The sequence below is a fragment of the Prevotella sp. oral taxon 475 genome (assembly GCF_018127805.1).
Taxonomy (GTDB): domain Bacteria; phylum Bacteroidota; class Bacteroidia; order Bacteroidales; family Bacteroidaceae; genus Prevotella.
The window spans coordinates 1019491-1045427 of sequence record NZ_CP072334.1 but is presented as its reverse complement, the minus strand read 5'-3'; the positions used below and the strand labels follow the sequence as shown (position 1 = coordinate 1045427).

The window sequence follows — 25937 nt, the reverse complement described above, 5'->3', positions numbered from 1 at the left end:
AATATGATAGAGGTATGAGTATGAGATAGAAAAGAGATAACCAATGGAAATTCTTCCTCTCCCGCTTCGATTTCCACAATCCTCCGCGATTTGCGTAGTGACGAATGACTCTGCATTGAATAATTTTGCAAACAAAGAAAGGAACACAATGAAGAGTACATTTTCAGTCATCTTCTACTTAAAGAAGAACAAGGTAAAGAAAGACGGCACCTCGCCCATCATGGGACGCATCACCGTGGACGGCACACAGGCACAGTTCAGCTGTAAGGTTTCCATCGAAGCAAAACTCTGGGGCATCAAAGGCGGACGAGCCATTGGCAAAAGCATCACGGCACGCGATATCAATCGTGCACTCGACAAGCTGCGTGCCGCCATTACAAAACATTATCAGGAAATCATGGAGCGCGACAACTTCGTCACCGCCGAAAAGGTGCGCAATGCCTTTCAAGGCTTGGAATACCGCAAACATACCCTCATCACCCTCTACGACGACTTCCTGACAGACTACGCCCAAAAGGTGGAATGCGGCTTAAAGTCCAAGCGAACCCTTCAAAAATATCATGCCGTGTATAAGCATCTGAAAAGCTTCCTGCAAACCAGACACCATCTTAGCGATATCGCCTTAAAAGAAATCCAACCCACTTTTGCCACCGACCTCGAAACATTTCTGCTCACTTATTGCCATTTGAGCCATAACACCGTTTGGCTTTATAGTTTTCCTGTGCGGATGCTCATGCATCGAGCCGTGGAGAACGGCTGGCTGGTTCGCTATCCCTTTTCCGATTACAATATCAGCCAGCAAAGACCCGAGCGGGTGTTCCTGACAAAGGAAGAAATCAGACTGCTCATTGGTGTCCCCAAACTCACACCCGCACAAACCTTCATTCGCGATATGTTTCTCTTCTGCACTTTTACGGGACTTGCCTACATTGATTTGAAGAACCTTCGGGAAGAGAATATCGTCCGCAGTCCACTCGACGGCGATGTGTGGATACGTACCCGCCGACAGAAGACAAGCGTGGAGGTAAACGTTAAATTGCTCGATATTCCCCTGCAAATCCTCGAGAAGTATAGCGGACTCAGCCGCAATGAATATCTCTTTCCCATTCCCTCGCACGTCTACTGCTGCAATCTCCTCAAAACCATCATGAAGAAATGCGGCATCGACAAACATGTCACATGGCACGTAGCCCGGCACACTATGGCAACGGTAGTATGTCTTTCTAACGGCATGCCCATCGAATCGGTTAGCAGTCTGTTGGGACACAAATGTATCACCAGCACGCAGATATACGCCAAGATAACCAACGAAAAATTAGGTAGGGAAATGGATACTCTTTCCACAAAACTGACCGACATCAGCAATCATGCCGCAGCAACCCTCATTTAACGAAAAAGGAGAAAAGACAATGAAACGCAATATAATTACCTTTGAGCCTCCCGTTCTTCATATTCCGCTGGGAGAGATATGGATGACCCTTGCTGAAATTGCCGAACTGTTCAACACCACGGCAACACATATCAGGCATACCATTCGGGCGATATATCGCTCGGGTGTGTTGCTGCCGTACCACACGACACAGTTCGCAGTCTTAGAGAACGGCAACTACGCTGATGTCTACAACCTCGACTTATTGCTTGCTCTTGCCTACCGCATCGATAGCTCTGCTGCCCGCCAACTGCGCAAGAAAGTCACAGGCTCCCTCTGTCGAAAGCCAGAAACATCTATCATCTTCTGTCTTGATGCAGCATGTGTTAATTAACACACAAACAGATCTAGAATAGATAATAAGAAAGTAAAGAGGAATAAGCCCTCCAACGGTAAAGATGCCGAAGGAGGACTTTGCTTGTAATAGACTTTGCAGGCACGTTTTGCTTTTATCATCTCATAGTTGCTTGCAAAGTTAAGGACGACTTTTATTTTTTGTTACATTCTCAAAAGATATCACCTGCTGTTATTTGCGATTTTATAGATAAGGGTATGCACCCAAATTGCTTCCCGTAAATAAATTTATTTCTTTGCGAGAAGAAATTTCTGCGTGTGTGTAACTAATCAATGAAAATGGAGAAATATCGAAGTTGATGTAAACTAACTGATAATGAGTATGAAACGGGATGATTTGCATAAAACTAGTCTATTTGTAAAGGGCAGGAATATACAGATTTAGGCAGAAGTTCAATTACCAGAGTGTTACCTTTTTGATGTAGATAACGATGGTACAGCATTCGGTAACTGAATTATTTTCACTCGTGTGGCTTTTGCTTTGGCCGGCAGTTTCCTGCGTAAGTGAGGAACGCTTTGCCATGAGTAAAGCTGAACGGCAATCCGTAAAGAGTGCGTGGGCAAGTCAAGAGCAGGAAGCACTTATCAGAATCTTTTCTATTCAGACAAGTTACTTACAGAGTTCGTAAAAGATAAGAGAATGGCGGATATAGCCATAGTCACTATAACGGAAGATTAGTTTGAGGAATACTGCTTCTATTTGAAAGGGCAAAGTATGGCAATAGTAACCATGAATCGTTACCTTTGTTGGTTGAGTAGGCTGATGTACCATGGGGTCAGCTAAAGGCTCATCCATTGCAATCCTTTTGGGAATGCCAAGTACAAGAAAGCGGAACAAAAGATACGTTTTCTGCAAAAGAGCGAAGTTGCCAAACTTACAGCATTAAAGATTCTTAACAAACAGACGAGACAAGCAAGACGGATTTTTCTGTTTTAAAGGCTTGGCAATTACTGATATGGAACATTTGCAATTTGAACATATCCAGACGGCAGTCGACGGACAAAGAAAGATATATCCGAAAGGAATGGCAAAAGGCGAAAGTAGAGTTTATTGTGCCTCTGCACTCGATAGTGGAAGCCCTCATCAATCAATGTAAGGAAGAACAACCAATGAATAAAGAAAGACAAATGGTGAAAAAAAAGGCAATGGCCTTGTCTTTCACTGTAATTGCAGCCGTAGAGTGATGAACGTAAAGCTAAGTATCGTGAGCAGAGCTTGTGGTATCAGAGAGTGATTGTCCTACCATATGGCAAGGCACATGTTTGGCACAATGAGTTTAAGTGCAGGAATCCCCATTGAGAGCATTGCCAAAATGATGGGGCACACCTCTATCTCAAGCACTCAAATCTATGCACAAATAACCGACAATAAGATTTTGGAGGAGATGGACAGGTTAATAAGGAAACATCAGACAGAGGAAACTTCTCTTTCACCGATATCAACCCACGACATAACTACAAAAGATATAAAATTGTGATAGAAAGAAAGTTAGAATGTAGTTGGAGAAAACAAACATTACTCCCCCATGACTACATTCTACTTTTCTTCTTTATGCATCTTCACATGATATTTTTATTTTGAGTATAGTCATTTCGTGCATTTAAAATGGAGTCAGAAACTGTATTTCATCTTCACCCACGCTTCGGAGTTCTTACCATACATGGCAAACTTGCCTTTGTCGGCATGGAAATAGTCGTAACCGGCGGTTAGTTCTATATCGTCGTTGAGAGAATAGGAGGCGGAAAGGCGGTTGAAAATGCCGCCGCTTGCCACATCGATGTAGGCAAAGGTGGAGAGTTTCAGCGTGTTGTGCAGCAGTTCCTTTGAGAGTCTTGCTGTGGCAAGCCCGGCATTGCGATAGACGGAGAGTGCTGCGAGATTGCCCGATGTGTATTTATGGCAATACTGCACGCTGATGTTCCAGTCGTTACCCGGATACCAGTCTACCCCTGCAAGGGCGTTGAGGGTGTTGCGCCGCACGGCATTCTGCCCCAAGCCGCTTCCTTGTGCCTCGCCTATATACTCGGCGACTTCGGCGCGGAGGATAAACTGACCGACGGGCAATGAGCAGTCGGCACCCAACATCGTCATACGGCGGTACTGTCCGTTGATGTAGAGCGTCCTTCCATCGCCCGACAGGGCTGGGCAAAGGGCGGGCAGCTTGTTCCACGTCCGCAAGGCACTCACGGAGAAGTCTATTCCGCTGAGATTGACGCTTGCCCGTCCGCCAAACTCCATATTCCTGATTTTCTTCTCCGGCTTGCCGCTTTCCAAGTCGGTGGTGTAAGGCAGTGGTGCAGACGGCAGGCGTATTGCCCACGGATTGCGCTCGTCTGTCGGCAGAATAAAAAAGTCTACCACAGGATTGCACACGGCTTCAAGGGTGACCGAACCTCTTGTGTATTTTGCACGCAGTCCGTTGACGGGCATGCGAATGTCGTCGTAGTCTTGTGCGAGAAACTCAGTATAGTCGAACGGCGACACGCAATCGGTAATGCGCAGTGCATCCGCCACGCCCCATACGACAATCTGCCGCCCCACGCGCAGGTCGAAGTTGCCCTTTGCATAAGAGAGATAAGCCTCGCGCAATTCCAGTCCTGTGCGTTCTTTCAATATTCCGTTGTAGGTGGCGTTCAGGGATAGGAAGAGCGAAGCCGCCCCTTTCTCGAGTTTGAGTTCTCCCCGCGCCCGAGTCCGCGAAGCCATCCAGTCGGCGCGTCCCTCTGTTCTGACGGCATGGTAGGTATCAAGAAAACCTTTCACCTGCACCTGCAAGGCGTTATCGTCCGATGCATTGACCGTTTCCTGCGGAGTGCATTCCGAACCGATGGTGTCGCTATCGGCCGGCAATGTATTATCGATTTGGGCTGATACCTGCACCGAGAGTATCGGCACAAGCAAGAGCATACATAATCGCATCGGTTTCATATCAGAGTCCTTTCTCAAGTTGGGAAACGGTGAAAAGGTTAGGCGATACCTTTACGTTGAACTTCTGATTTTCCATACGGATAATGGTTTTGTGTCCCGTCTGTACATTCTCCATCTGCATATGGTGCATCGTCCAGAAGCCCTGCACTTTATTTATGTTGGAAATCGTGAGCCTACGGTGCAGCTTGTTCAGCTTGTCGTAGTATTCCGCCTTTATCGCCATCAGGCAGTCCTGCCGAACCCAGGTGACGCGGCGTGTGTAAATCTCATCCTTGTCGTTGGGTACCGACTCTACCACCCAACATTTTTGACCGCCCAACATTTCTTCGCGCAGAAGCGTATGCTTCTCTTCGTCCACGCTGCGGGCGCTCATATCGTTGTAGGTAAAGTCGCTGCCCATGAAGTAATCGGTTTTCGACGACTTCCCGCTGATGCGCCTCGTCTTTTTCATTGCCGGAAGATAGAGCCACTTATCGTCCACCTTGGCGGTATTGTCGTAGTCCCAAGTGAGGAATCCCGTACCCTTCACGTCGCCGGGATAGGTGAAGAACATGATTTTCTTCGTATCATTGCCTATGTCCATTGCCCACGATTCGAGTTTCCTCACACGCTTATGGCCGCTCTTCTGAATGAGCGTCATTTCGATGGTGGCAGAACGTGTGTCGCCGTCTGCGCGGTTTCTTACTTTCTGCATGATGTCTCTGCCCGACAGCCCTGCTGCCTGCGCGCCGCACACCGCCAGTATGGCGATGAGCAGCAATGTGAAATGTTTTGTTTTCATATCGTTATATTTTATGGTGTTTTGTTGTTATCAAGGAAATTTATTTATCGTTCCCAGGGAAGTCCATTCGTCGTTCCCGGGGAAGTCCGCTTATCATTCCCGAACACACGGAGATACTTGAAAAGAATTGGCGTGAGAAAGAGGTCTGCCAGCAGTGCCGACATCATACCGGCAACAGTCAGAATGCCCCAATTGCGCATCTGTGTGCCATCGGAGAAGACGAAGCCCGTAAACGTAGCCGAGATGACGACTGTGGACATGACGATGGCGAGTCCTTCGGTGCGGAAGGTTCGGTTGATGGCTTCTGCATAATTGCCGCACCTGTCGTATGCCACATGGCTGTGGTTGATGAAGTGGATAGTGTCGTCGACGGCAATACCCAAGACCATCGGAATGAGCGAGGCTGTCATCATATCGAGCGGATAGCCCAGCCAACCCATCATACCGCCCACGATGATGGCGGGGGCAATGTTCGGTATCATCCCAACGAGCCCCACTTTCCAGTTGCCGAAGACAAGCACGAGGATAACGCCTATGACCAAGACCGACAACAGCATCGACCACATCTGCCCGCGCTCCACATACTGCTGCATCACGGTGAACTGCGGTATGCTGCCCACCACCGAGACGTGTGCGCCGGGAAAGAGTTTGCGCGCCTCCGCCTGCAAGTCGTTCATTTCCTTTTCCGCCTCGTTGGAGTTGTAGTCTTTCATCTCCAATTGCAACCGCAGCCGCTTGTAGTCGTAATCCATCCAGTATTCCGACTCCGTACCGCCCGCATTCTCATAGAGCAACAGCAACTGCGCCACCATATCGGCATTGTCGGGAATGCGGTAGAACTGCTGCTTGTTGCCGTTGAGCGTACAGTTCATGTCCTTCACGATGTCGGTGATGGAATTGTGGCGTTTCATCAGCTTGTAGCCGCCTGCAATCTCCGCCAGTCGGTCAAGTTTCTGCAAATTCTCCGGCTTCTTGGCGTCGTTGTCGTGCGGCAAGGTAATCATAAGGTCATAGGAATATATCGAACCAAGATCGGTTTCGCAGAGGTCGAGGAATTTCTTTACGTATGGAATCTTCCGCCCCATCGTCTTTTCGATGTCGAACGCAGGCTCGATGGAGAAGAGTCCGATACCGCAGAAGATGGTCAGCACAACCGACGAAACGACAATGGAACGATGCCTGCGCATCACGAAACTGCCGAACTGTTCGAATCGTTTGCCGATATATCCTTCAAAACTCTTCGACATATCGGCGGCAGGCTGGCGGTCCTTGCCGAACGACAACAGGATGGGTGTGAGCAGCAGGCAGGTGAGCAGCACGGCAAGCAGACAGAGCGAGGTGTTGATGCCGATGGCTCGCATCGGTACTATCTTCATGGACAGGAACGTCATCATAGCAGCCACGGTGGTAAGTCCCGACAGCAACACGCCCCAACCGGTTTCGCCTACGGCTTCCTTGATGGATTCCCTGCGCTTGCCTGTTTCTACAAACTGCGTCTTGAAGAAATTGTACAGGTGAATGTTGTAGGCGATGGAGCAGGCAAAAGTCAGTATCACGGCTATCATTGTCGTGGACATGTCGATGTAGATGCCCGTCCAGCCGATGATGCCGAAACTGATGAGCAGTCCGAACACGGACGTGAGCAGTGGTGCAACAACGCCGCGCAGCGAACGGGTTACGATGAGCATCACAACGATGGAGATGATGAAGGCAAAGAGGAACAGCCGCCCCAGTTCGCTTTTGAGATAAACGAATTTCTCGTAGCCCAGATAGGGCATTCCCGCGGCGTTGGGCGACAGTTCGGCGTATTTCGCCTTGCCGATAATGTGTCCCGCTTCTTTGCCCGTAATCATATCGGGCGCAATGTCGCTCGTCTTTTTCCACACGCTGTCTTCGGGGAACGGCCGCAGTTTCACCATAATCCACGTCATCGTGCCGTCGTTTGACACCATCTTCTTTGCCAAATACGGTTTGCTGTACGCTTTCTGCCGGATTACGTTCAGCGAAGCGGCATCAGACGGTATTTCGTCGGGGACAATCTGTTCGATGGTCATACCCTCCTCCGTACCTACGGCAAACTCAATATCGGTGAGCGACGTTACCTTGTCGGCATACGACAGGCTGTCTTTCAGTTCGTTGCTCAGTTCGCGAATGAGCGTCAGGCTGCGTTGGGAGAAGATGTTCTTGTTTTTCACCAGCACCGCCACATAGTAGTCGTTGCCGAAGATAGACTTGAATTCATTGGTCTTGAGCAGCATCGGGTCGTCGCTCACGAAATAGTCGTCGAACGAAGTTTTCATCACGATGCGCTTCGCTCCCACAAACGAGAAGGCGACGATGACTGCGAACAACGCACCGACCACAAGACGGTGGCAGAGTATCCAGTCTGCCAACTGCTTGAATTTACTGTTGATTTTTACGATTTTCATTGTTGTTTTATCTTTGTTGTTATTACTATTTCTGAACGGTTGTCTGTATTATCTCTGAACAGTCGTTAGTACTACCTCTGAACGGTTGTTATTACTACCTTTGACCGGTCGTTATTACTACTCCTGAACAATCGCCGGAAACCTTTAATACTTATGGAATTGGACACGTTTATCCAACTTATTGGACCCGTTTGTCCAGCTCATTGGACTCGTCTGTCTAACTTGTTGGACAAACGTGTCCAATTTGCACGGTCGCCATACGCGTCGTAAGCCATAGGCTGTTGCTGTTTGCCATAATCCTTTGCGAGCGATTGGTGTAGGGGTATCATTGCCGTTTTTCCTGTTGCAGACGAACCATGTGGGCGAACTCGCCGTTGCGTGCCAACAGTTCGGCGGGCGTTCCCTGTTCGCTCACCGTACCGCCACTAAGCACCACGATGTGGTCGGCATTGCGGACGGTGCGCATACGGTGGGCGATGATGATAACGGTCTTGTTGCGCACCAGTTTGGAGATGCCCGCTTGTATTTTCGTCTCGTTCTCGGCGTCAAGGCTTGCGGTAGCTTCGTCGAGAAGTATGATTGGGGCATTCTTCAGCAGGGCACGGGCAATGGAAATGCGCTGCCGCTCGCCACCCGAAAGGGTTTCGCCGTTTTCGCCGATGACGGTATCGTAGCCTTGCGGCATTCGGCTGATGAAGTCGTCGGACTGCGCCAGTCGGGTAACGTGGCGCACTTCCTCGTCGGTGGCGTTGCGCTTGCCGATGCGGATATTGTCGGCAATAGAGGCATTGAACAGCAATACGTCCTGAAAGACGATGGAATAGTGTTTCAGCAGCGTTTCGGGGTCAATCTTCGAGATGTCGTTTCCGCCCACCAGAATTTGTCCGTCAGAGATGTCCCAAAAGCGTGCGGCGAGTTTGGCAGTAGTGCTTTTGCCTCCACCCGACGGCCCTACGAGGGCGGTAACGGTGCCTTGGCGTGCCGTGAACGAGACATTGTGCAGCACTTGCTTCGCGGTTTCGTAGGCAAAACTTACGTTGCGGAACTCGATGTCGTAGTTATCGAGTTGTACGGCTGCACTTCCCTCCTGCGTGGGCATGCTTTCTATTTCCTTCATACGGTTGATGCGCACGTCGAGGAAGGAGAGCAGGGCAAGGTAGTTGCACACTTCGATAATGGGATTGTAGACCATTGCCGATGCCAAAAGGTAAGCCAAGTAGGTGAATACCGACACTTCGCCCTGTTGCAACAGCCACGCTCCCACCAATATAACGGTGGGCATGCCGAGTTTGAGCAACATTCCGGCGAGGTTGAGGAAGGCACCTGCCACGAGTTCGCCGCGCACAAGTTCGCGTTCGTAGCCCTTCAGCCGCTTGTCGAAGCTGCGGTAGTATGCCTGTTCGCCACTGTACGATCTTATTTCCTGCATACATTCCAGTCCTTCCTGTATCTGTTCGGTTACGCCACGCTTCACTTTATAGTGCTGAACGAAGGCTTTGTGGAGCTGACGGCGCGACAGCAGCAGTACGGTTACGGCGAGCGGAACGACCCAAAAGAGGGCTAAAGCCAAGTGCCAGTTGTAGGAGAACATACCCACGGCGATGATGACGACGCTCAGAGCCGACGCAAACAGCTGGGGAACAGCGTGCGAGAAGGTTTGCTCGAGCATCGTGCAGTCTTCCATCACGGTAGAGGTGAGGTCGGAAAGGTTGCGTTCGCCGAAGAAAGCGAGGGGCAGTCGGCGTAGCTTTTCTGCCACTCCGATGCGGCGTTGCGCACTCTCGTTGTAGACGGTGGTGTAGGTGCTGTCGTACTGTCGGAGGGCTATGAAGAACATAAGCACCGCCAAGAGCAAAGCCACAAGCACATAGAACCACAGCGTGTGCGGCTCGGTGGGCGTCTCGGAGTCGATGTACTCCATGAGGAAGAAGAACAAATAGGTGGGCGGCAGCATCAATGCGAGGTTCATCAATGTAGAGAAGGCGATGCCTTTCCGCAAGTCTTTCGCTCCTTTTTCGGTGAGGGCGAACCGTTGTTGAAGATATTTTATCATTGTCTTGTGTCCTTTCTGTTTAGGTTTAGATTTATAGTTTCCATGCCACCGACTTTTGGTATTCGTTCCACATCCTATAATATAATGTGGCTTGCTCCATGAGCTGTCGGTGGGTGCCCTGTTCGGCTATTCTGCCCTTGTCCACCACGACAATGTTGTCGGCATCTTGCACGGTGGTCAGTCGATGGGCTATCATGAGCACGGTCTTTCCGCAAGTAAGGTGGGCAAATGCCTGCCTGATGAGGTGCTCGTTTTCGGGGTCGGCAAAGGCAGTAGCCTCGTCGAGCACCACGATGGGCGCATCTTTCAGAATGGCACGGGCAAGCACTATGCGCTGCTGCTCGCCGCCAGAGAGGTATGTTCCCTCCGCTCCTATGACGGTGTTCAGTCCCTGTGGCAGCCGCTCGATGATTTCCCGACTCTGCGAGAGGTCTACGGCACGGTTCACCTGCTCGATGGTTGCATCGGGATTGCCGTAGCGTATGTTCTCCAAAATGGAGGTCTTGAACAGTCGGGTGTTCTGAAACACGAACGACACGTTGCGCATCAGCGTTGCCTTATCCATGTGCCGAACGTCCACACCGCCTATTTTCAAACTGCCTTCGCGCACGTCCCAGAAACGTGGAATGAGCCTTGCGATGGTTGTCTTGCCGCTTCCGGACGCTCCCACCAGCGCAACGGTCTTGCCTTGCGGTATGTCGAGGTCGATGTAGCTTACGGCATCGCACTCCGCCGCTTCGTATCGGAACGACACATTGCGCAGGCTGACGTCGAAGGCTGCCGCTTTCTCGGGCTCGGAACTTTCTGGAAGCGGTGGCGTGGCAGTGAGTTTCTCCAATCGGTCTACCGCTTCGTTTGCCAGAAAGAGGTTCTGACTGAGGTGCATGGCTTTCATTACGTTGGCTGCAATGATGGGTGCGATGAGCACATACAGCACCATATCGGAAACGATGATGGAAGTTTCGCCGCCGTGCCCTATCAGTATGATGCCCGTAGGCACAAGCAGAAAGGCGAAAGCATTGATGGCTATGGTGTAGGCAGACATGGGCATGCGCCACAGAAGGGTGTATCTGATGACGAGGTCGCGGTAGTTGATGATGCTGTCGTGAAAGCGTTTGAACGAGAATACCGTCTGTTGGAAGACCTTCACGACGGGTATTCCGCGCACGTATTCCACGGCTTCGGCACTCATTTTCTCCTGTGCGTCTAGGTACATACGCTGGAAATCGTTGTTCTTAGGGTTCATCATGTAGCCCATGATGCCGAAGGCGCACACTATCGGTACCATTGCGGCAATGCCCAACTGCCAGTCTACGGCAAGCAGAAGTACTATAATGCCTATCGGAGCCACCACGCTGCCTGACACATCGGGCAGTATGTGTGCCACGAAAGTGTGGGTCTGACTCGAATCCTCGTCTATTATCTTGCGCATGCGCCCCGTGTTCTGCGTGTCGAAAAAGCCCAACGGCACACGCATCAGCCGTTCCATGGCAGTGCGCCGCATATTGGTTTCGATGCGGAAAGCGGAAAGATGCGAGAGCATGAGGGCGGCAAAATAGAGCAGAACATTCGCCACCGACACCGCGAACGCCGCAATGGCATAGTCCCATACGGGCGTATCGGCAAGGTTTCCGTCGGCAGTGAGCAGCGTGCGCACCACCAACCACAGGAAAATAAAGGGTACGAGCGACAGCAGTCCGTTCACTGCCGACAGCACAACCGAGCAGGGCAGCAACGTCTTGCGCCCTCCCATGTAATGTCCTAAGCGTTTCAGTATTCTTATCATCTTCTTCTATATATGTTAAAAGGTTATTGTTTCTACGGTTTCTAAGGTTTCATCAGTTCTCTCCACCCTGCCATACTGTAAGCGGCATACTGCTCGAGTGCACGGTTCACCTCGCTTTCGTCGTAGTCCTCGTGCTCCACAAGTTCGCAGAAGATGTTCACCCACATAGAACTCGCAATGTGCAGGAAGAAGGGCGAGATGTCAATGTTGATGTGCGGATAGCGCGCTTTCATCAGTCGCAGGTATTCCGAACCAACTTTCATTTGGTGCTTAACTATCCTTTCCTTGTACCCAGTAAGCGATGTGCCTTCGGCATTGAACAACAGCAGGCGCAGTTCGGGGCGGTAAAGCTTCACCATTTTCTTCATTGTGCCGATGTATTCGTTCTGAAAATCGAGTGCGTCGAACACCTCGATGCAGAGGTGCCGCTCCTCGTTGTGCGACAGAATGTAGCGGTTCAGCTCGTTGAGCAGCGGCCGCAACACCTCACAGAACAGCTCGTCCTTGCTGCGAAAGTAGTTATACACGTTGCCAGCAGCAATGCCCGCACGCCGCGCCACCGTGCGGATAGACGTGTTGCGTGCGCCGTGAGCGATGAATTCCTCTCGCGCCACGGCAACAATACGCTGCCGAATGTCGTCTTTCAGTTTCTGCATACGCCCATGAAAACTTTAAATAATGAACTAAGTTCTGTTTTGTTCATAAAAAAATCGCACCGTTTCGTAATCGAACGGTGCGATAGATTGAACGAGCCCATTTGCGCTCTTACTATATAAATATCGTGTATTCGCATAGTTGCAATGTTTGTTTTGCAAAAGTAGCAAAGACATCAAAACACCGCAATACCCAAAAATAAGTATTTTGCAATAAATACTTATGTGTGTTGAATGTCTAAATTTATTTTATAAGTCAAACTAGTTTGTTCTAAAATAAAACTTCCACCCCGTGGCTCCACGCCCGTTGAGAAGAAGCACTCCTGCTACGGCTTCGGCGTTTTCGGCTTTTTATTCAAGTCCTTCCGTTTGGGGTTATCCACCTCCACCTCGATTTTACCGAGCACCTTACGGATAGCATCCTTCCACGTCACAATGATGCGAGGGCGTTTCAGCGCAGAGGCAACCGTCACGTCCTCCTCTTTCTCCAGCATCCGCGAAGGAATGGTGGTGCGAAGCGAAAAGATGTCGCCCAAGTCAAGCGAACCGCCCATCGTCACCACCTCTACCACGATGTTGCGCAGCGTGATAAACACGTTCCTCACATCGCCCTCGCTCAACGACGTTTCGCGCACGATGCGGTTGATGAGCCACTCCTGCGAGAACTTCATCGGAGCCTTCTGCACCGCTCCATACCCCTTTTGCCCCTTGCGCGGGCCTACTCTGAGAATACTCTCAACTACTTTAAAACTAATCATGTTTTCTTATGTATTAAATGAATAATATGGGGCTCTGCCGTTGGGCTTTGCCCCGTTAACGTGTTCTGTTTCTGCGCATGTTTTGCACTCATACTTAAACTCCTTTTGGACGGATACTTAAGCTACCGGAGGACTGATACTTAAACTCGTCGAGGACTTTAACTTAGACTCCCAGAGGACTTTAACTTAGACTCCCAGAGGACTTTAACTTAGACTTCATGAGGAGTGATACTTAACATCCTTGAGGGTTTTAATTGGGAGTCCTTGAGATTATTCTATGCTATTGGGCTGTCCAAATAGGTAAAGCACAACCAATCGTTATTCCTACCCAAATCTTCTTATTCCTGTCGAAGTGTAAATTGTATATAAATCCATTTGACCAAGGAGAGAAAGTCTTCGACCAATAGTTTCCAGCAATACCAATATCTTCCAACGTAATTCTGCTAGGGTCTGCATAGTATATGCCTAATGCCGGTAGATAGAAATAGTCGTTCAGGTTATCGGCAGACGAAACCGATTTTAAGGTAGTTTCATAACGAAACCAACCGTGACCGCCACCGAGACCGACATTCAAGTCATCTGTTGTATAATCTTTGCCGTCGTCAGGGGCAGCAGAAGGATTGTAGCCTGCAATATTGTTTTTCTTTTTTAACCATAGCCCGCCTTTATAAAGATGTCCCATTACAGCCCAAACAATATTATCATCCCATCGTGGCTCTCCACGTTTGACATACCAAAGTAGTTCATTTGCATTCGGACAGTTTTGGCAACTGTTGGTGCCCGATTGAGGAAAAAATCCACCTACACCCATCGATCTTTTGAAAACTGCGAATGGATATGTTTTATTGAGTTCTGTCCCATTGATTGTAAGCCGGTCTTCCTCACGACCTGCCCAAAGATGTTCTTTTGCGCTCCAATTAAAATATCCATCGCTAGAATAATTTTTAGGTTTAATATCATTCAGAATAGGATAGACTGTATTCTCTAAATAGTTTTGTGAGGCAATCATCTTAGTCACAGTCGTTTCTATATTTGTTATGTTATCCTTGTAAGAATATTCTATCGTAAGCGCATGCGTTCCGGGAGCAATTACGGCATAAATTGCATTAGTGTTTTGACTTACATCTGTATTGGTTAAAGGAAAACCATTGGCATAAACACCGCTTCCTGCTTTGGTGGTGAGCATGATCGTATTAGACGACCCATTACCTGTAAGCCCCGTTTTTGTCAGTGTGTAAGTTCCTGCAATATTATTGTCTGCTGTTATTTTTACCTGAGAGATATAAGCAGATGTTAGTTTATAGCTTGAATAAGGCAGTAGACAGAGGTAGGCTGCTTTATGGTCGAGATTGAATGTATAGGAATTATCGGGCTGTCGTTGAGCTGTTGCCGTACCGCAATCGCCATAATCGCCAAGTTTATCTGTTGTATTTGGCTCGTATTGATTTTGTTGGGTTGCAATCGTTACGTTGTTATAGCTTGTAGCAAGTTTACCGGGATAATACAAAGTAACGGTGGGTGTATTGTATCTTTGTGATAACATGAATTTAGCTGTTGCAGACTTTGTTGTGATTTGCGCTTCTCCATTTGCTCCATCAGCAGTCCATATTTTGTCGCCTTTTTCCCAAAAATAATCTACCTGCGTACCACCGGGATAAACCATGCTGAGCGATGTACGAGTGGCAGATGTTGTAGTTGATTTGATTGCTATTCCGCCAATAAAGGTAGTTCCTTGCTGGGTGGAACTCTCTTCTTTCGGCTCTTTGGTTTCTTTTTCTTCATCCGCAGTATTGTTGACACAGCCAGCAAAAAGTGCCACCATAGCGAATACACATAAAATACTTTTCTTCATTGTTGTTAATTTTTTTAATCTTTCTTCTTCTTTAAATCCCCCAAGAATTGTTATAATCTTCTTTATCTTCATCTTCTTCTTCGGCTTCATCCTCGAAAAAACCTTGTTTAGCATTACTCACCGGTGGAGCAATGGTACCCGAGTTATGCCCACCGCTCATATTAGAACCTGTTAATAGTTGATATTCCAAATCAGTTTTAACAATTTTGATAGTAGGGCAGACATACATCTGCTTCTTAAATTCTTTTATATTCATATTGTATTATTTATTTGGTGATAAATCGTTGTTATTTGCCTCTTGCGCGGCTTGGCAAAAGGGCACGAAAAAGCGAACAAAGGGAACTCCTTGGAGCCCTTTGTTTATTGGGGTTACGACACGCTTCACGCGCGCGTAAGCGAAAGTGAAAAAAGTGTAGTTAGACGCTAGGTGCGAATGTGTGTGTGTGTGTGTGTGTGTGTGTGTGTGTGTGTGTTAGCAAATTATTTGGAACCACCAAATAATCGGGTACAAAAATAACAGAAAAGTTCTCGCCTTTCTGCCTCGGCATTGCGCCATGTCTATTGCTCATTATGCCTTGTCTATTATTCATTGTGCCTCGTATCATCTTGCTATTTTATAACACTCTTACGTTTCACGGCGGCAAAGATAACACAATCTTTCCGAACTGCCAAATATTGTGAAAAGAAAATACAACTCATAGATAATCATAAGTACCATTGCAATGTCAGCCGGTAAGTGCGCACCAAGGATGAGAGAGGCTAAATCCATAGACAACGTTGGTGGTAAGTGTTATGGTTGCCCAATAGAGTGCATCAAAGAATGAGTTGAGGGGTTTAAAATGTATCAACTTGTTTAGTACACTACAAGAGGAGAATATAGATGAATAAAGACAAAATTATACCAATTTATGATAAGATTATATCAACGAAAGAGGGATAAAAGACTTAAATTTGTAACGTCTAACATAAACAAAAAATTATTATGAGAAAGCCATTTTTACTAGCTTCCTTTGCGCTCTTCACAGGATTGAGCGCCTTCCCGATGAAAGAGATTGCTGGTGAATTCCAACCTTGGGATGCCAATTGCCAGATCTTGGGAAACAATATCGCTTTTATGACCGAGTGGAACGGGGTCACCTTCAAGTTCTTCGACAAAGACAGATGCGTGTTTGAAGGTGGAACAGACTTCTCGGAATACGACATGCTGGTGCTAAAACTAAAAGACGCCTCGTGTATGTTTAAGATTAAGACCGAATACACAGACGGAACGACACAACAAGACAGTTGGGGCGCGGAGCGAGCTATCACACCAGGACTTCTCGTTGCAGGTATTGACCTGAACCCCGAACATAAGAAGAACGTAAAAGATTTCTTCTTACAAAGTGCCGACTACCCTGGTATGATTACCATAGACAAGGTTATTGCCTGTACAAAGGCCGAATACGAACAAATGCTGAAAGAAGAAAAGGCCAAGCGATTCGACCTCACATTGAAGAAGGTAAACGAAGGTGGCGGAGCAGATTACGACCCTGCAACAAAAACCATCAGCATTAAAGACGACTGGGCACATAAAGGATGGTACTTCAACGACCAATTTAGGGATTTCAGTCTCTTCGACATGTTCGTCATTCAGTTTGCCCAACCAACAGCAACCGAAGGTGAAATCGGTATCGAATACGATGGTGAAAACGCCCAAACAACCACCAGCAAGTTTGAAGCAGGCGCTTCGCAGATTAACGTACCCTTATCTAAAGATAAGAACAAGTTAAGGCAGGTTTATGTAAAAGGTCCGTCGGGTGCCACGTTTGTGCTTAAAGGCGCACGCTTCGCAACCAATGGCGAGGTGACACCCATCAAGCGTATTGATAACGAAAAAGCATCAACCGACACGCAAACACGTTATTATAGTCTAGATGGTAGAGAGTTGAAAGAACCCGCCAAGGGTTTGCACATTGAGAAAAAGAATGGTCGCGCACAGAAAGTGTTTAGAAGGTAACACGGCTGTTATGGCATAACAACATGCGCAACACCAAATAAGGCAGGTTCTGAAACCGTTAATAGCGTTCAGAGCCTGCCTTGTTTTTGTGTTTTCCTAATATAAATGGTATTACATATAATCACGTTATAAAAATTCAGAACTATATTACAAGCCTCCTTTATTCGGTGGCTGTTCTATGCCTTTCTTATTTTTACTTGGCAGGTTTCGTTTACTCTTTCAGTTGCATTTGTTCATTATGCCCTTTCAAGAAAGTAAGCGAAATCTGCTCAAATAAGACCTAGAGATCCATAGAAACTAATTTTAGGACCCGCCCTTACCGCTTTTTGGCGAACCTTAGATTGGCAAGTGCGAAGTCGGCATCAAACCCATTATGGGGCTGATAAACAATGGTGAAGTCGTTGCTACCCTTTTTCAATACCGGCTGAGCATCGTTATCCCTGAACCACGTGGTGGCATCTAGGGTTATGGTGCGCCATTCACCGTTGGTATTTAACGACACTCCTTGGTCTGCAGGGTTCCAACGCAGCTTCATATTGTCTGCGCTTTGCTGGCTCCAAAATATGAAATCGCCTGTGGGTATGGGCTTATCCTTGGCTGTCCACACCTCAAACTTGATACAATAGTTTTCCAAATGGCTCACCACATCAGCATCATCGAGGTCGAAATGCCCAGCAATGAGCGTATCCCAATTCCATGCAGAGTAGGTGTTCTTTCGTCTAAAGAACCACTTTCCAATAGGTGGAACGGGGTCTCCCTCGTTCGTTCCGTCGGTGAAATAGTCTTGCGATGTCCATAGATAGCCTTTTCCGAAAAGGTAATCTTTATCGTAACTGGCGAAAAGTTGTACGCCCTTGTCGCGATAAGGCAGACGTACGGGCTGCTCTAACTTGGGACTTGAAATTACGATTTCTCCTCCATCAACCGCATCTTCGGGTATGGTGAGCACAATTTTCTTGTCGTTTTTCTCAACAACCGTTAGCGATTTGCCACCTAATGTAAATGTAGCCTCGTTGGAAGTAAGCCCATATAGGTTGAAGAACTCACCCATAACAGTGACGTTACTACCAGGCTTCGCAAATTCATTGTCTAGTCCCACAACCTTTAGTTTTGGGAAATCGACGGTGAAATTCGTGGTGACTTCACCCAAAGCAGTACGCACGGTAAGCGTGTTCGTTAGCTTGCTAGGCGCTTCGGTGGGTATGGCCACGTTTATTCGGGTGCGAACGGCATAAACGTCTTTAAGTTTTACTTCCACATCATTAAAGAGAATGGCCGTGGGATGAGCCAAGTTGTCGCCATGAATGGCAAGCCATTGCCCCATGCCACTTTGGGTAACCGACTGATCTAAATCGGTAACCGAGGTTATCTTCGTTATCGTGGGGGCACCGTTGGCAGAGAAATCTTCCACTGCGGGATTGTCTACAATGTTTTGGCAAGACATCATCGCCGTGGCAATGACAAACAAACCAAGGTGCAATTGTTTTCTTATCTTTACTTTCATTATCGTGCAATTAAAGGGGATGTTTATCTCTAGCCAAGGCCATTACCACCCCGGATTGTTTGTAGTTATGAACTTATTAACGCCCACTTCCGAACCAGGAATGGGGAAGAGCTGGTGTTTTTCCATCCTTGATTTCACTATGTCCACCTCGTCTGTTCCACCAATGGCATTCATTACGGGCAGATAGATGCCCCATCTTATCAAGTCCCAGCGACGATCGCCCTCTTCGGCAAATTCCATTGCTCGTTCTTCCAGCACGGCTGAGCGGAAAAGCACCTTGTCGTTGATATTCCCTACACCCGTAAGCGATTTGGGCGTGGCATTGCTGCGCACCCTTACGCGGTTAAGTGCATTAAGCGCTTCGGAGGTAGGACCATTGTTGGCTTCGTTGGCTGCCTCTGCATAAATCAACAGTACATCGGCAAAACGCAAGAAGGGGAAATATATGTCGGCCCGCTTTTTCGTTCTGTCGCTTACGTAAGTGTACTTAGTGAGATAAGCCAGATAATTGTTATCGTTCTTGCTTTCGTAAGAAAGTCCATCGTTGAAGGGTGCAACGGGAGCCACCCACTTTCCTTCATCATTGGTATAACCTTGGGCTTTTTTCTTCCATTCATCGGTGTTGGGATAATAGGAACCGCCATGATAGTCTACGGCATGATAGCGTTGCCAGCGGTGCATCACGCCTTTTGTGATGCGATAGTCTTGCGGTTCGAACAGCTTATACCAATGATTGCGCATGCCATGATGTAAGCCATAGGTCTCGCCAGCCGTACCTAACACGCCCGCATAGCCTTCGCCAAAAGACACGCCATAAATATCATCGTTGGAAACGGTTTGCAAACTCCAGATGTGTTCCACCTTATTGCGGTTGCCTATTGCCCAAAGCGCATCATAAGGCAGTAAGTCGTACGAGCCATACTTACCGTCCATCACTTCCTTAGCCTTATCTCGGGCCAAGGCGAAGTACTTCATGTAGTCTATCTTGTCATATCCTGCGAGCTGCGTTTTCTGGTGTTCAATGGCCACGGGATTGGTGTAAACCTTCTCGCCTGCCACTTTCTCGAACGCCTTTCCACCCCTTACGATAACCTTTTCGCCTGTGGGAACAGCACCCGAAGCCATGGTTAGGTAGACCTTTGCCAAGAGCGACGCAGCCGTTCCTGCCGAAACATGCCCCAAGGAGAATTCCCTATCGGTGTTCTTATAGAGCCGTTGCTCGGCCTGTTGCAAGTTGGCGATGATGTAATGGTAAACAGAGTCGATGGGTTGGCGTGGCTGGTGAATGTCGGAAAGTCCCGAATTGATGGTGTGATCACGAATGGGGATGGGGCCAAATGCCCTTACCAGGAGGAAATAGGCGTATGCCCTGAGCACCTGCATTTCGCCAATGGCATTGTCTTTGCCACGTGGTGTGGTGCCCGTCATAGCCTCAACGTTCTCAATTCCTAGGTTACAGCGGTGTATCATGTTATACATCTTCTCCCACATCTGCTGTGCGTGGTCGTCGTCTTGGAAGTTTCCCGACCCAAATTTGCCAAATGCCCAGTCGGGTCCGGTCATATAATCGCAGTCGAAATCGAGTACATGGGGGAACGCATCCCAGCGAAACACCTCGTAAGTGAGCACACTAAATGCCCCTGTGGCCCATTGCTGGGCACCTTCGTCGTTATTTTCTATGTTCTTGTCGTTAACGAACGAGAAGCCTTTCTCGTCCAACATGTCTGCGCATGAGACGCAAAACGTCGTAGCAAGTGTGCCCAACAAGCAAGCGACAATGGATTTAACACATATCTTTTTCATAATGAGACTCCGTTTTTAGTAATCCAACTTAAATCCGATGGTAAAGGTTCTACTACCAGGATAGCAGTAATAATCCACGCCACGTCGCGATGCGTCCCATCCGAAAGCATTGACATCGGGGTCGGCTCCGCTATATTTGGTAATGGTAAACAGGTTTGTGGCGCTGGCATATACATATATATTAGAGATGCCTTGCCAATGTGGCTTGATGTTATAACCTAGGTTTAGGTTCTTCAGTCGTAAGTAAGAGGCATCCTCCACATAACGATCCGACACCTTCATATCGCGGTTTCGCGTGGCCACGTTTTTGGGATAACGCGCCGTTGCAGCCGTTTCGGGTGTCCATCTAGCCTCGTACGCACTGCGGGGAATATTGCCAATGTCGTCGAGGCGAACATCACGCATGTTGGCATTGAAGAGGCTATTGCCCACCGAACCTTGGAAGAAGAAACTCAGGTTAAACCCTTTCCAACTGAACGTGTTGGTAATTCCGAAGGTATAGTCGGGTAAAGTCTTCCCTATTACGGTTTTGTCGGCATCGGTAATCATCCCATCTCCGTTAAGGTCTTTGTACTTAACCTCACCGATAACGAAACGTTTAATATCTTCAGACGACATTCCTGCGTAACTCTTATTCATACGAGCCTCGGCCTCGTTATCATAAAATCCGTCTTCCAAGAAGCCGTAAATGGCTCCGATAGGAAGTCCGTTGCGTTGAACGAACACCTTTTCCATACCCGCAGATATGCGTTCGGCGAAGCGGTCAGACGAGAGTCCGCCTATTTCGTTCTTGTTAAAGGCGATATTCGCTTCGATGTTCCAGTTGAAACCCTTATGGTTAATGGCATTGAACTTCGCTGCAACTTCAAGTCCTTTGTTCACCACATGACCCTCGTTAGACCACATATTGACGAAGCCGTTGCTAGAAGGGATGGCGGTACTTTGCAGCAAGTCGCGCGTCTTTTTCCAATACAAGTCGGCCGTGAGGTTAACCCTTCCTCTCCAAAAGGCCATGTCAAGGCCAAGATTAAATTGGTCGGTGGTTTCCCATTTCAGGTTTTTGTTCAGCGCGCCACGCCATAACACCTCCGAGAAACCACTAGACATGCTGCCATTATAAGGATAGTTAGACGCTATCATATATAATTGTGCCTGATAAGCGCCAATACCTTGGTTACCCGTTTGTCCGTAGCTGAATCGCAGTTTAAGGTTATCGAAGATATCTAAATCCTTAACGAAGCGTTCTTCTGATAGTCGCCAGGCCACCGCACCTGATGCGAAGTGCCCTATTTTGTTGTTTGCCTGAGAGAATTTGCTCGATCCATCGCGACGCAAAGATGCGGTAGCGACGTATTTTCCGCCTGAATACGAATAGTTGACGCGTGCCAATAGCGACATCAGCTTTTGCTGTCCGCGCTCGCTCTCTGGCGCATTATAGCTTAATCCCAATCCCATATTGTGCTCTTGGGTTACGTCCGAGGGGAAGTTTTTTGCAGACATGCCCTTCGAACCGAAATTGGCTATCTCGTAGGTAAAGCCTAACAAGGCGTTTACAGAGTGCTTTCCACCGAAACTCTTATCGAAAGTAAGCAGCGATTCGGACGTCAGGCTCTTCCACCAGCTATCGCTTTGCCCTCCTTTCCCATTGTCGGGATACTTGCCTTCGGAGGTATGCCTGTCGTAATACGACCCGCGACTGTTTTCCGAATAACCCAATCCGAGGTTCTGTCGGAACTTTAAATAAGGTCTGATCTTAGCCTCCAAGTAAGACGAGGAGAAGAAGTTGCTCATCCGCTGCTGGTCTTTCGAGTTGTTAAGATAAACGACAGGGTTCGATGCAAGCCAGTTTAGCTTGTCCGACTCATACACGCTGACATCGGGAGCATAAGTGGCAGGGAACACCAAGGCCGACCTTACCACACCAACTTCATTGCTCGACTTGGCGAAGTCGGTCGTCGAGTTGGTGTAATTCATGTTCATGCCAATCTCTAACCAGTCTTTCACCCTACGTCCGATGTTCATGTGAAGGATGTAACGCTCAAATCCCGAACGCCTGATAACGCCCGTTTGGTTGAGATAGTTACCCGAAAACGACCACCAACCATTGTTGTCGCTACCCGACACGTTAAGGTTGTACTCTTGAGAGAAACCCGTATGGTAGATTTCGTCTTGCCAATTGGTGCCTCGCACCATCGTTTTGTTCCCATATTGGTCGGTTCGCAGGCCTGGATTGAGGAAATCCTCGGGCGAGGGATTGTACACGCCCGAGTTCTCAACAATCTTTCCGTTGAGTTCCCGATACTTCCATTTTCCCTCGTAAGGCAGCCCGTTCACGGTTTCTCCGTTATATATTGCCCTGTTGGCCGTTTGTTCATTAATGTAACGCGCGTAGGTAACGGGGTCGAGCACATCTATCTTTTTCAGCACGTTCGACATGCTCAGGTTCGACGTGAACTCAATCTTTCCACGCCCGGCCTTACCTTTCTTCGTGGTAATGAGCACCACGCCGTTGGCTCCACGCGACCCATAGATGGCCGTTGCAGAGGCATCTTTAAGTATTTCGAGCGACTCGATGTCGTGTGGGTTAATCGAGGCGAGGGCGTTCATGCGCATCTGACTGCCGTCGGTGGCCTTACTCGATGGCGTGCCAGCCGTTTCAAAGGGAACACCATCTACAATGTAAAGCGGCTCGGTGCTTGTGGTGAACGAGTTTGCGCCACGCACATTGATGCTGATGGCGCCGCCCGGTGCCCCGTCGGTTTTGTTAACCACCACACCCGACACCTTTCCTTGCAGGGCTTGGTTAAAGCTGGAAGCGCCCGTCCCCAAAAGGTCGTCGCCGCTTATCTTGGCCACTGCTCCCGAGAGGTCACGTTTCTTCATCGTGCCATAACCCACAACGACGATGTCGTCGAGTTTCACGGCATCGTCTTGCAGCACCACATTGAGGGTAGACCGGTTGCCAACCTTCAACCTTTGGCTCTGCATGCCGATACAAGTGATGTCTAACACGTCGCCAGGCTCTGCATCAATGGCATACCTACCCTCGGCATCCGTAACCACAGCAGCCTTGTTTTGAATTTTGATTACTGCTCCCACGATGGGTTCGGCTTTCGTGTCAGACACCCTACCCGTTATGTGTTTGCCCTGAGCTAATGCCGACAAGGGCACCGAACAAAGCGAGAACAGCAACAATGCGTATTTATTCATTCTCATCTGATTTTATTGTTTGTACTTAGATTGTTGGCAGGCAGCAAAGCGTTTGCTTGCCCATCCCACCTTAATAATAAGACGGCGGAACGTCTTTCTCTGTCGCTCCCCATTGTTTGTTGGGCTCTTTACCCATCACGAAGTTCAGCCTTGCGCCATGTTTCAGTTTGTTCCAGTCTAACCACGTGGATGTTGTTTCGCGCCCGTCTACTTGCAAACGCTGTATGTAAGGGGCATCATTGCCTGCGTTTTCACCAATAATAGTGAGCGTTTTACCCCCCTTGAGCTGCAACTGAACCTTAGTGAACAGCGGACCCGTTACCACAAAGCCTCCAATGCCCGGGATGTAGGGATACAATCCCATAGCCGAGAATACGTATAAGGCCGACATTGCACCGGCATCGTCATCGCCGGGGAGCCCGTTAGGCGTATCGTCGAACCGATTGAGGACGTTTCGCACCATCCGTTGACTTTTCCATGCCTTGCCTAAGAAGTTGTACACGTAGACACTCCCAAAGCAAGGTTCGTTGCCCAACCAATAATATGGAACATCGGGTGCCCAACCGCACTTCACTTGCGACGTAAACGTGTCGAGCCGTTTCTCCATAGCGTCCTTACCTCCACAAAAGTCTGTCAAGGCATCTACGTTATGCGGAACGCTCCAAAAATACTGCATGGCATTACCTTCGTTAAAGCCTTTCTCCATGTTGGGTGCGAAAGGCGTTAGGAAACTGCCGTCGGCGTTTCTCGGCCTTATCAGCCGCGTTTCTTCATCAAATAGTTTTTCGAAACTTTGCGAACGATTCATATAATAGTTGTATGCAGCCTCGTCGCCGGCAGCCTTGCATATCTGGGCAATAGAAAAGTCGTCAATGGCATATTCAAGGGTCATCGAGGCGCCATGCCCATGCCTATCTACGGGCACGTATCCATACGTCATGTAGTCTTCAACGTGCTCCCAACCGTGGAAACCTTTACACTTAATGTGTTTCACCGACACGCGTTTCATCATCTCTTTGGTTGCTTGCAGGTCGAAGTTCCGTGCCCCAAAGGCATAGAGATTGGCAATGAAGGGGAACGTTGAGTAGCCATTCATCACCCCATATTCAACGTTGTTCATGCTCCAATTGGGATAAGCCCCTCCTTGCTCGGCATCAAGTAACAGCGATTGGGCCATGTCCGAAGCCTCATCGGGTGCGATTAGGGCCTGCAATGTGGCGGTTGTGTGATAGGTGTCCCACAGCGAGAAGTTGGCATATTGTTTCCTTCCATTGGCCACACGATGCACTTTATCGTCAAATCCCATGTAGTCGCCGTTCACGTCACTGTACACGTTGGGGTGCAAAAGGTTGTGGTAAACGGCGGTGTAAAATGCTTGCCGTTGACTTTCGCTGCCTCCTTCTACGGTCAGGCGCGACAACATGCGCTCCCATTGCGATTTCGTTGCGCGGCAAACGTCCTCAAACTCCCAACAGCTTATCTCTTCTTGCAGGTTTTTGTGGGCGTTATCGATACTCACATACGAGATGGCCACCTTCATTTTCACTGCCTTTCCATTCAACTTTCCAAACGACACGTATGCGCCCACGTCGTCTCCTGCCACGTTAGAGGCCCCTTCGGCCTTAGCTTTGCCTTTCCACACGCCGTAGCTGCTGAACTTGGTGTTGAACTTAGCCACAAAAAACACGCGGTATGGGCGGTCTTTGGGGTCGCGCCAACAAAATCCGCCCGTCGAAACCCACCCCGTTACGGTCATGGCTGTCGACTCGATGTGCAGTTCTCCATCGCCGATGCCGTTGGCACAGTTTGTTGGAGCAAACACCAGATGTGCCTCTTGGTCGCCGCGATAGGTAATTTCGCCGATGGCAGCGTGTACCGTAGCAGCGAACTTCGCATCCACATGGTAATCGTCGAGCGTAACGGAATAATAGCCAGGCATTGCCTTTTCGCGTTCGTGCGAGAAGTGCGACACGTATGCATGCTTGTCGTTCACGGGCGATTTGTCGAGTGTTCCCGCAACGGGCATAAACTGCAAGTCTTGCATGGCATGGCAACCCACACCGCTATAATGCGTCATCCCAAAGCCGTTTATCTCGTTCCGGAAATATTTGTAACCCGGACGCGATGCGGCATCTTCATAATTGTCGAACGTGTTGTTAGGACTTAACGACAGCATGCCGAACGGAGCCTGGGCACCAGGGAAGCAGTTGCCCTCGTTGCCCGTGCCTATAAAGGGGTTTACAAGCCGATAGGGTGTCTTGTCTTGGGCAAAAAACACCCTTGGCATGCCCAGGATAAGAGCCAGGCATACCCAAAATCTTACTGGTTTAAGCATAAGCCACCTGTTTGTAAGGGAGGGGGTAAAGGTGCGCCGGACGCCGCAATAGTTCGACGTTTTCG

Annotated in this window: 16 protein-coding genes and 1 pseudogene; 4 read left to right on the top strand and 13 right to left on the bottom strand. The window is 48.6% G+C overall.

The window, feature by feature from the left end; genetic code table 11:
* Nucleotides 1-148 precede the first annotated feature (148 nt).
* The 3 genes and pseudogenes from J5A66_RS04020 to J5A66_RS10160 all read left to right on the top strand — a co-directional run.
* Nucleotides 149-1390 carry a site-specific integrase gene (locus J5A66_RS04020; RefSeq protein ID WP_211791198.1) on the top strand — a complete coding sequence of 414 codons (1242 nt, stop codon included), beginning with the start codon at nucleotides 149-151 and terminating at the stop codon, nucleotides 1388-1390.
* A gap of 19 nt (nucleotides 1391-1409) precedes the next feature.
* Nucleotides 1410-1763, top strand: coding sequence for a hypothetical protein (locus J5A66_RS04015; RefSeq protein ID WP_249110026.1), 354 nt, complete (start codon nucleotides 1410-1412; stop codon nucleotides 1761-1763).
* Between the two features lie 538 nt (nucleotides 1764-2301).
* Nucleotides 2302-3261 (top strand): annotated as a pseudogene (locus tag J5A66_RS10160) (tyrosine-type recombinase/integrase); the annotation flags it as partial.
* Nucleotides 3262-3395: 134 nt separating this feature from the next.
* Here the strand turns inward: J5A66_RS10160 and J5A66_RS04005 are convergent.
* The 9 genes from J5A66_RS04005 to J5A66_RS03965 all read right to left on the bottom strand — a co-directional run bounded on the left by J5A66_RS04005 (nucleotide 3396) and on the right by J5A66_RS03965 (nucleotide 15280).
* Nucleotides 3396-4703: a DUF1302 family protein gene (locus tag J5A66_RS04005; protein ID WP_211791427.1), complete on the bottom strand. Its 1308-nt coding sequence runs from the start codon at nucleotides 4701-4703 to the stop codon at nucleotides 3396-3398.
* Nucleotides 4704-4713: 10 nt separating this feature from the next.
* The gene (locus tag J5A66_RS04000) at nucleotides 4714-5493 is read right to left on the bottom strand and encodes an outer membrane lipoprotein-sorting protein (protein WP_211791193.1); all 780 of its coding nucleotides are present in this window, start codon (nucleotides 5491-5493) and stop codon (nucleotides 4714-4716) included.
* A gap of 44 nt (nucleotides 5494-5537) precedes the next feature.
* Nucleotides 5538-7922 carry an RND family transporter gene (locus tag J5A66_RS03995; RefSeq protein ID WP_211791192.1) on the bottom strand — a complete coding sequence of 795 codons (2385 nt, stop codon included), beginning with the start codon at nucleotides 7920-7922 and terminating at the stop codon, nucleotides 5538-5540.
* A gap of 325 nt (nucleotides 7923-8247) precedes the next feature.
* On the bottom strand, nucleotides 8248-9975 hold the full coding sequence (locus J5A66_RS03990) for an ABC transporter ATP-binding protein (RefSeq protein WP_211791191.1): 1728 nt from the start codon (nucleotides 9973-9975) through the stop codon (nucleotides 8248-8250).
* A 31-nt stretch (nucleotides 9976-10006) separates the two neighbouring features.
* Nucleotides 10007-11761: an ABC transporter ATP-binding protein gene (locus tag J5A66_RS03985; protein ID WP_211791190.1), complete on the bottom strand. Its 1755-nt coding sequence runs from the start codon at nucleotides 11759-11761 to the stop codon at nucleotides 10007-10009.
* A gap of 41 nt (nucleotides 11762-11802) precedes the next feature.
* Nucleotides 11803-12417, bottom strand: coding sequence for a TetR/AcrR family transcriptional regulator (locus tag J5A66_RS03980; protein ID WP_211791189.1), 615 nt, complete (start codon nucleotides 12415-12417; stop codon nucleotides 11803-11805).
* A gap of 323 nt (nucleotides 12418-12740) precedes the next feature.
* Entirely contained in the window at nucleotides 12741-13172 is a 432-nt protein-coding gene (locus tag J5A66_RS03975; RefSeq protein ID WP_211791188.1) for a DNA-binding protein, read from the bottom strand.
* A gap of 280 nt (nucleotides 13173-13452) precedes the next feature.
* On the bottom strand, nucleotides 13453-15096 hold the full coding sequence (locus J5A66_RS03970) for a hypothetical protein (RefSeq protein WP_211791187.1): 1644 nt from the start codon (nucleotides 15094-15096) through the stop codon (nucleotides 13453-13455).
* Entirely contained in the window at nucleotides 15056-15280 is a 225-nt protein-coding gene (locus tag J5A66_RS03965) for a hypothetical protein (RefSeq protein WP_211791186.1), read from the bottom strand. Before J5A66_RS03965 ends, J5A66_RS03970 begins: the two co-directional genes overlap by 41 nt.
* A 726-nt stretch (nucleotides 15281-16006) precedes the next feature.
* On the opposite strand from J5A66_RS03965, the gene J5A66_RS03960 reads away from it, so the two are divergent.
* A complete protein-coding gene (locus J5A66_RS03960) occupies nucleotides 16007-17020 on the top strand; it encodes a hypothetical protein (RefSeq protein ID WP_211791184.1) in 1014 nt (337 codons plus the stop codon).
* A 316-nt stretch (nucleotides 17021-17336) separates the two neighbouring features.
* Here J5A66_RS03960 and J5A66_RS03955 read toward each other — a convergent pair whose 3' ends face one another.
* The 4 genes from J5A66_RS03955 to J5A66_RS03940 all read right to left on the bottom strand — a co-directional run bounded on the left by J5A66_RS03955 (nucleotide 17337) and on the right by J5A66_RS03940 (nucleotide 25872).
* On the bottom strand, nucleotides 17337-18524 hold the full coding sequence (locus J5A66_RS03955; RefSeq protein WP_211791182.1) for a glycan-binding surface protein: 1188 nt from the start codon (nucleotides 18522-18524) through the stop codon (nucleotides 17337-17339).
* 42 nt (nucleotides 18525-18566) lie between these two features.
* Nucleotides 18567-20327, bottom strand: coding sequence for a RagB/SusD family nutrient uptake outer membrane protein (locus J5A66_RS03950; RefSeq protein ID WP_249110025.1), 1761 nt, complete (start codon nucleotides 20325-20327; stop codon nucleotides 18567-18569).
* Between the two features lie 15 nt (nucleotides 20328-20342).
* The gene (locus tag J5A66_RS03945) at nucleotides 20343-23543 is read right to left on the bottom strand and encodes a TonB-dependent receptor (protein WP_211791180.1); all 3201 of its coding nucleotides are present in this window, start codon (nucleotides 23541-23543) and stop codon (nucleotides 20343-20345) included.
* A gap of 64 nt (nucleotides 23544-23607) precedes the next feature.
* Complete coding sequence (locus J5A66_RS03940) at nucleotides 23608-25872, bottom strand: GH92 family glycosyl hydrolase (RefSeq protein ID WP_211791179.1); 2265 nt, start codon at nucleotides 25870-25872, stop codon at nucleotides 23608-23610.
* Nucleotides 25873-25937 lie beyond the last annotated feature (65 nt).

Coding starts and splice junctions, on each gene's coding strand:
- J5A66_RS03965 (WP_211791186.1), bottom strand. CDS start 15,280: ATGAATATAAAAGAATTTAAGAAGCAGATGTATGTCTGCCCTACTATC.
- J5A66_RS04005 (WP_211791427.1), bottom strand. CDS start 4,703: ATGCGATTATGTATGCTCTTGCTTGTGCCGATACTCTCGGTGCAGGTA.
- J5A66_RS03980 (WP_211791189.1), bottom strand. CDS start 12,417: ATGCAGAAACTGAAAGACGACATTCGGCAGCGTATTGTTGCCGTGGCG.
- J5A66_RS03970 (WP_211791187.1), bottom strand. CDS start 15,096: ATGAAGATAAAGAAGATTATAACAATTCTTGGGGGATTTAAAGAAGAA.
- J5A66_RS04000 (WP_211791193.1), bottom strand. CDS start 5,493: ATGAAAACAAAACATTTCACATTGCTGCTCATCGCCATACTGGCGGTG.
- J5A66_RS04015 (WP_249110026.1), top strand. CDS start 1,410: ATGAAACGCAATATAATTACCTTTGAGCCTCCCGTTCTTCATATTCCG.
- J5A66_RS03940 (WP_211791179.1), bottom strand. CDS start 25,872: ATGCTTAAACCAGTAAGATTTTGGGTATGCCTGGCTCTTATCCTGGGC.
- J5A66_RS03955 (WP_211791182.1), bottom strand. CDS start 18,524: ATGAAAGTAAAGATAAGAAAACAATTGCACCTTGGTTTGTTTGTCATT.
- J5A66_RS03960 (WP_211791184.1), top strand. CDS start 16,007: ATGAGAAAGCCATTTTTACTAGCTTCCTTTGCGCTCTTCACAGGATTG.
- J5A66_RS03985 (WP_211791190.1), bottom strand. CDS start 11,761: ATGATAAGAATACTGAAACGCTTAGGACATTACATGGGAGGGCGCAAG.
- J5A66_RS03995 (WP_211791192.1), bottom strand. CDS start 7,922: ATGAAAATCGTAAAAATCAACAGTAAATTCAAGCAGTTGGCAGACTGG.
- J5A66_RS04020 (WP_211791198.1), top strand. CDS start 149: ATGAAGAGTACATTTTCAGTCATCTTCTACTTAAAGAAGAACAAGGTA.
- J5A66_RS03945 (WP_211791180.1), bottom strand. CDS start 23,543: ATGAGAATGAATAAATACGCATTGTTGCTGTTCTCGCTTTGTTCGGTG.
- J5A66_RS03950 (WP_249110025.1), bottom strand. CDS start 20,327: ATGAAAAAGATATGTGTTAAATCCATTGTCGCTTGCTTGTTGGGCACA.
- J5A66_RS03990 (WP_211791191.1), bottom strand. CDS start 9,975: ATGATAAAATATCTTCAACAACGGTTCGCCCTCACCGAAAAAGGAGCG.
- J5A66_RS03975 (WP_211791188.1), bottom strand. CDS start 13,172: ATGATTAGTTTTAAAGTAGTTGAGAGTATTCTCAGAGTAGGCCCGCGC.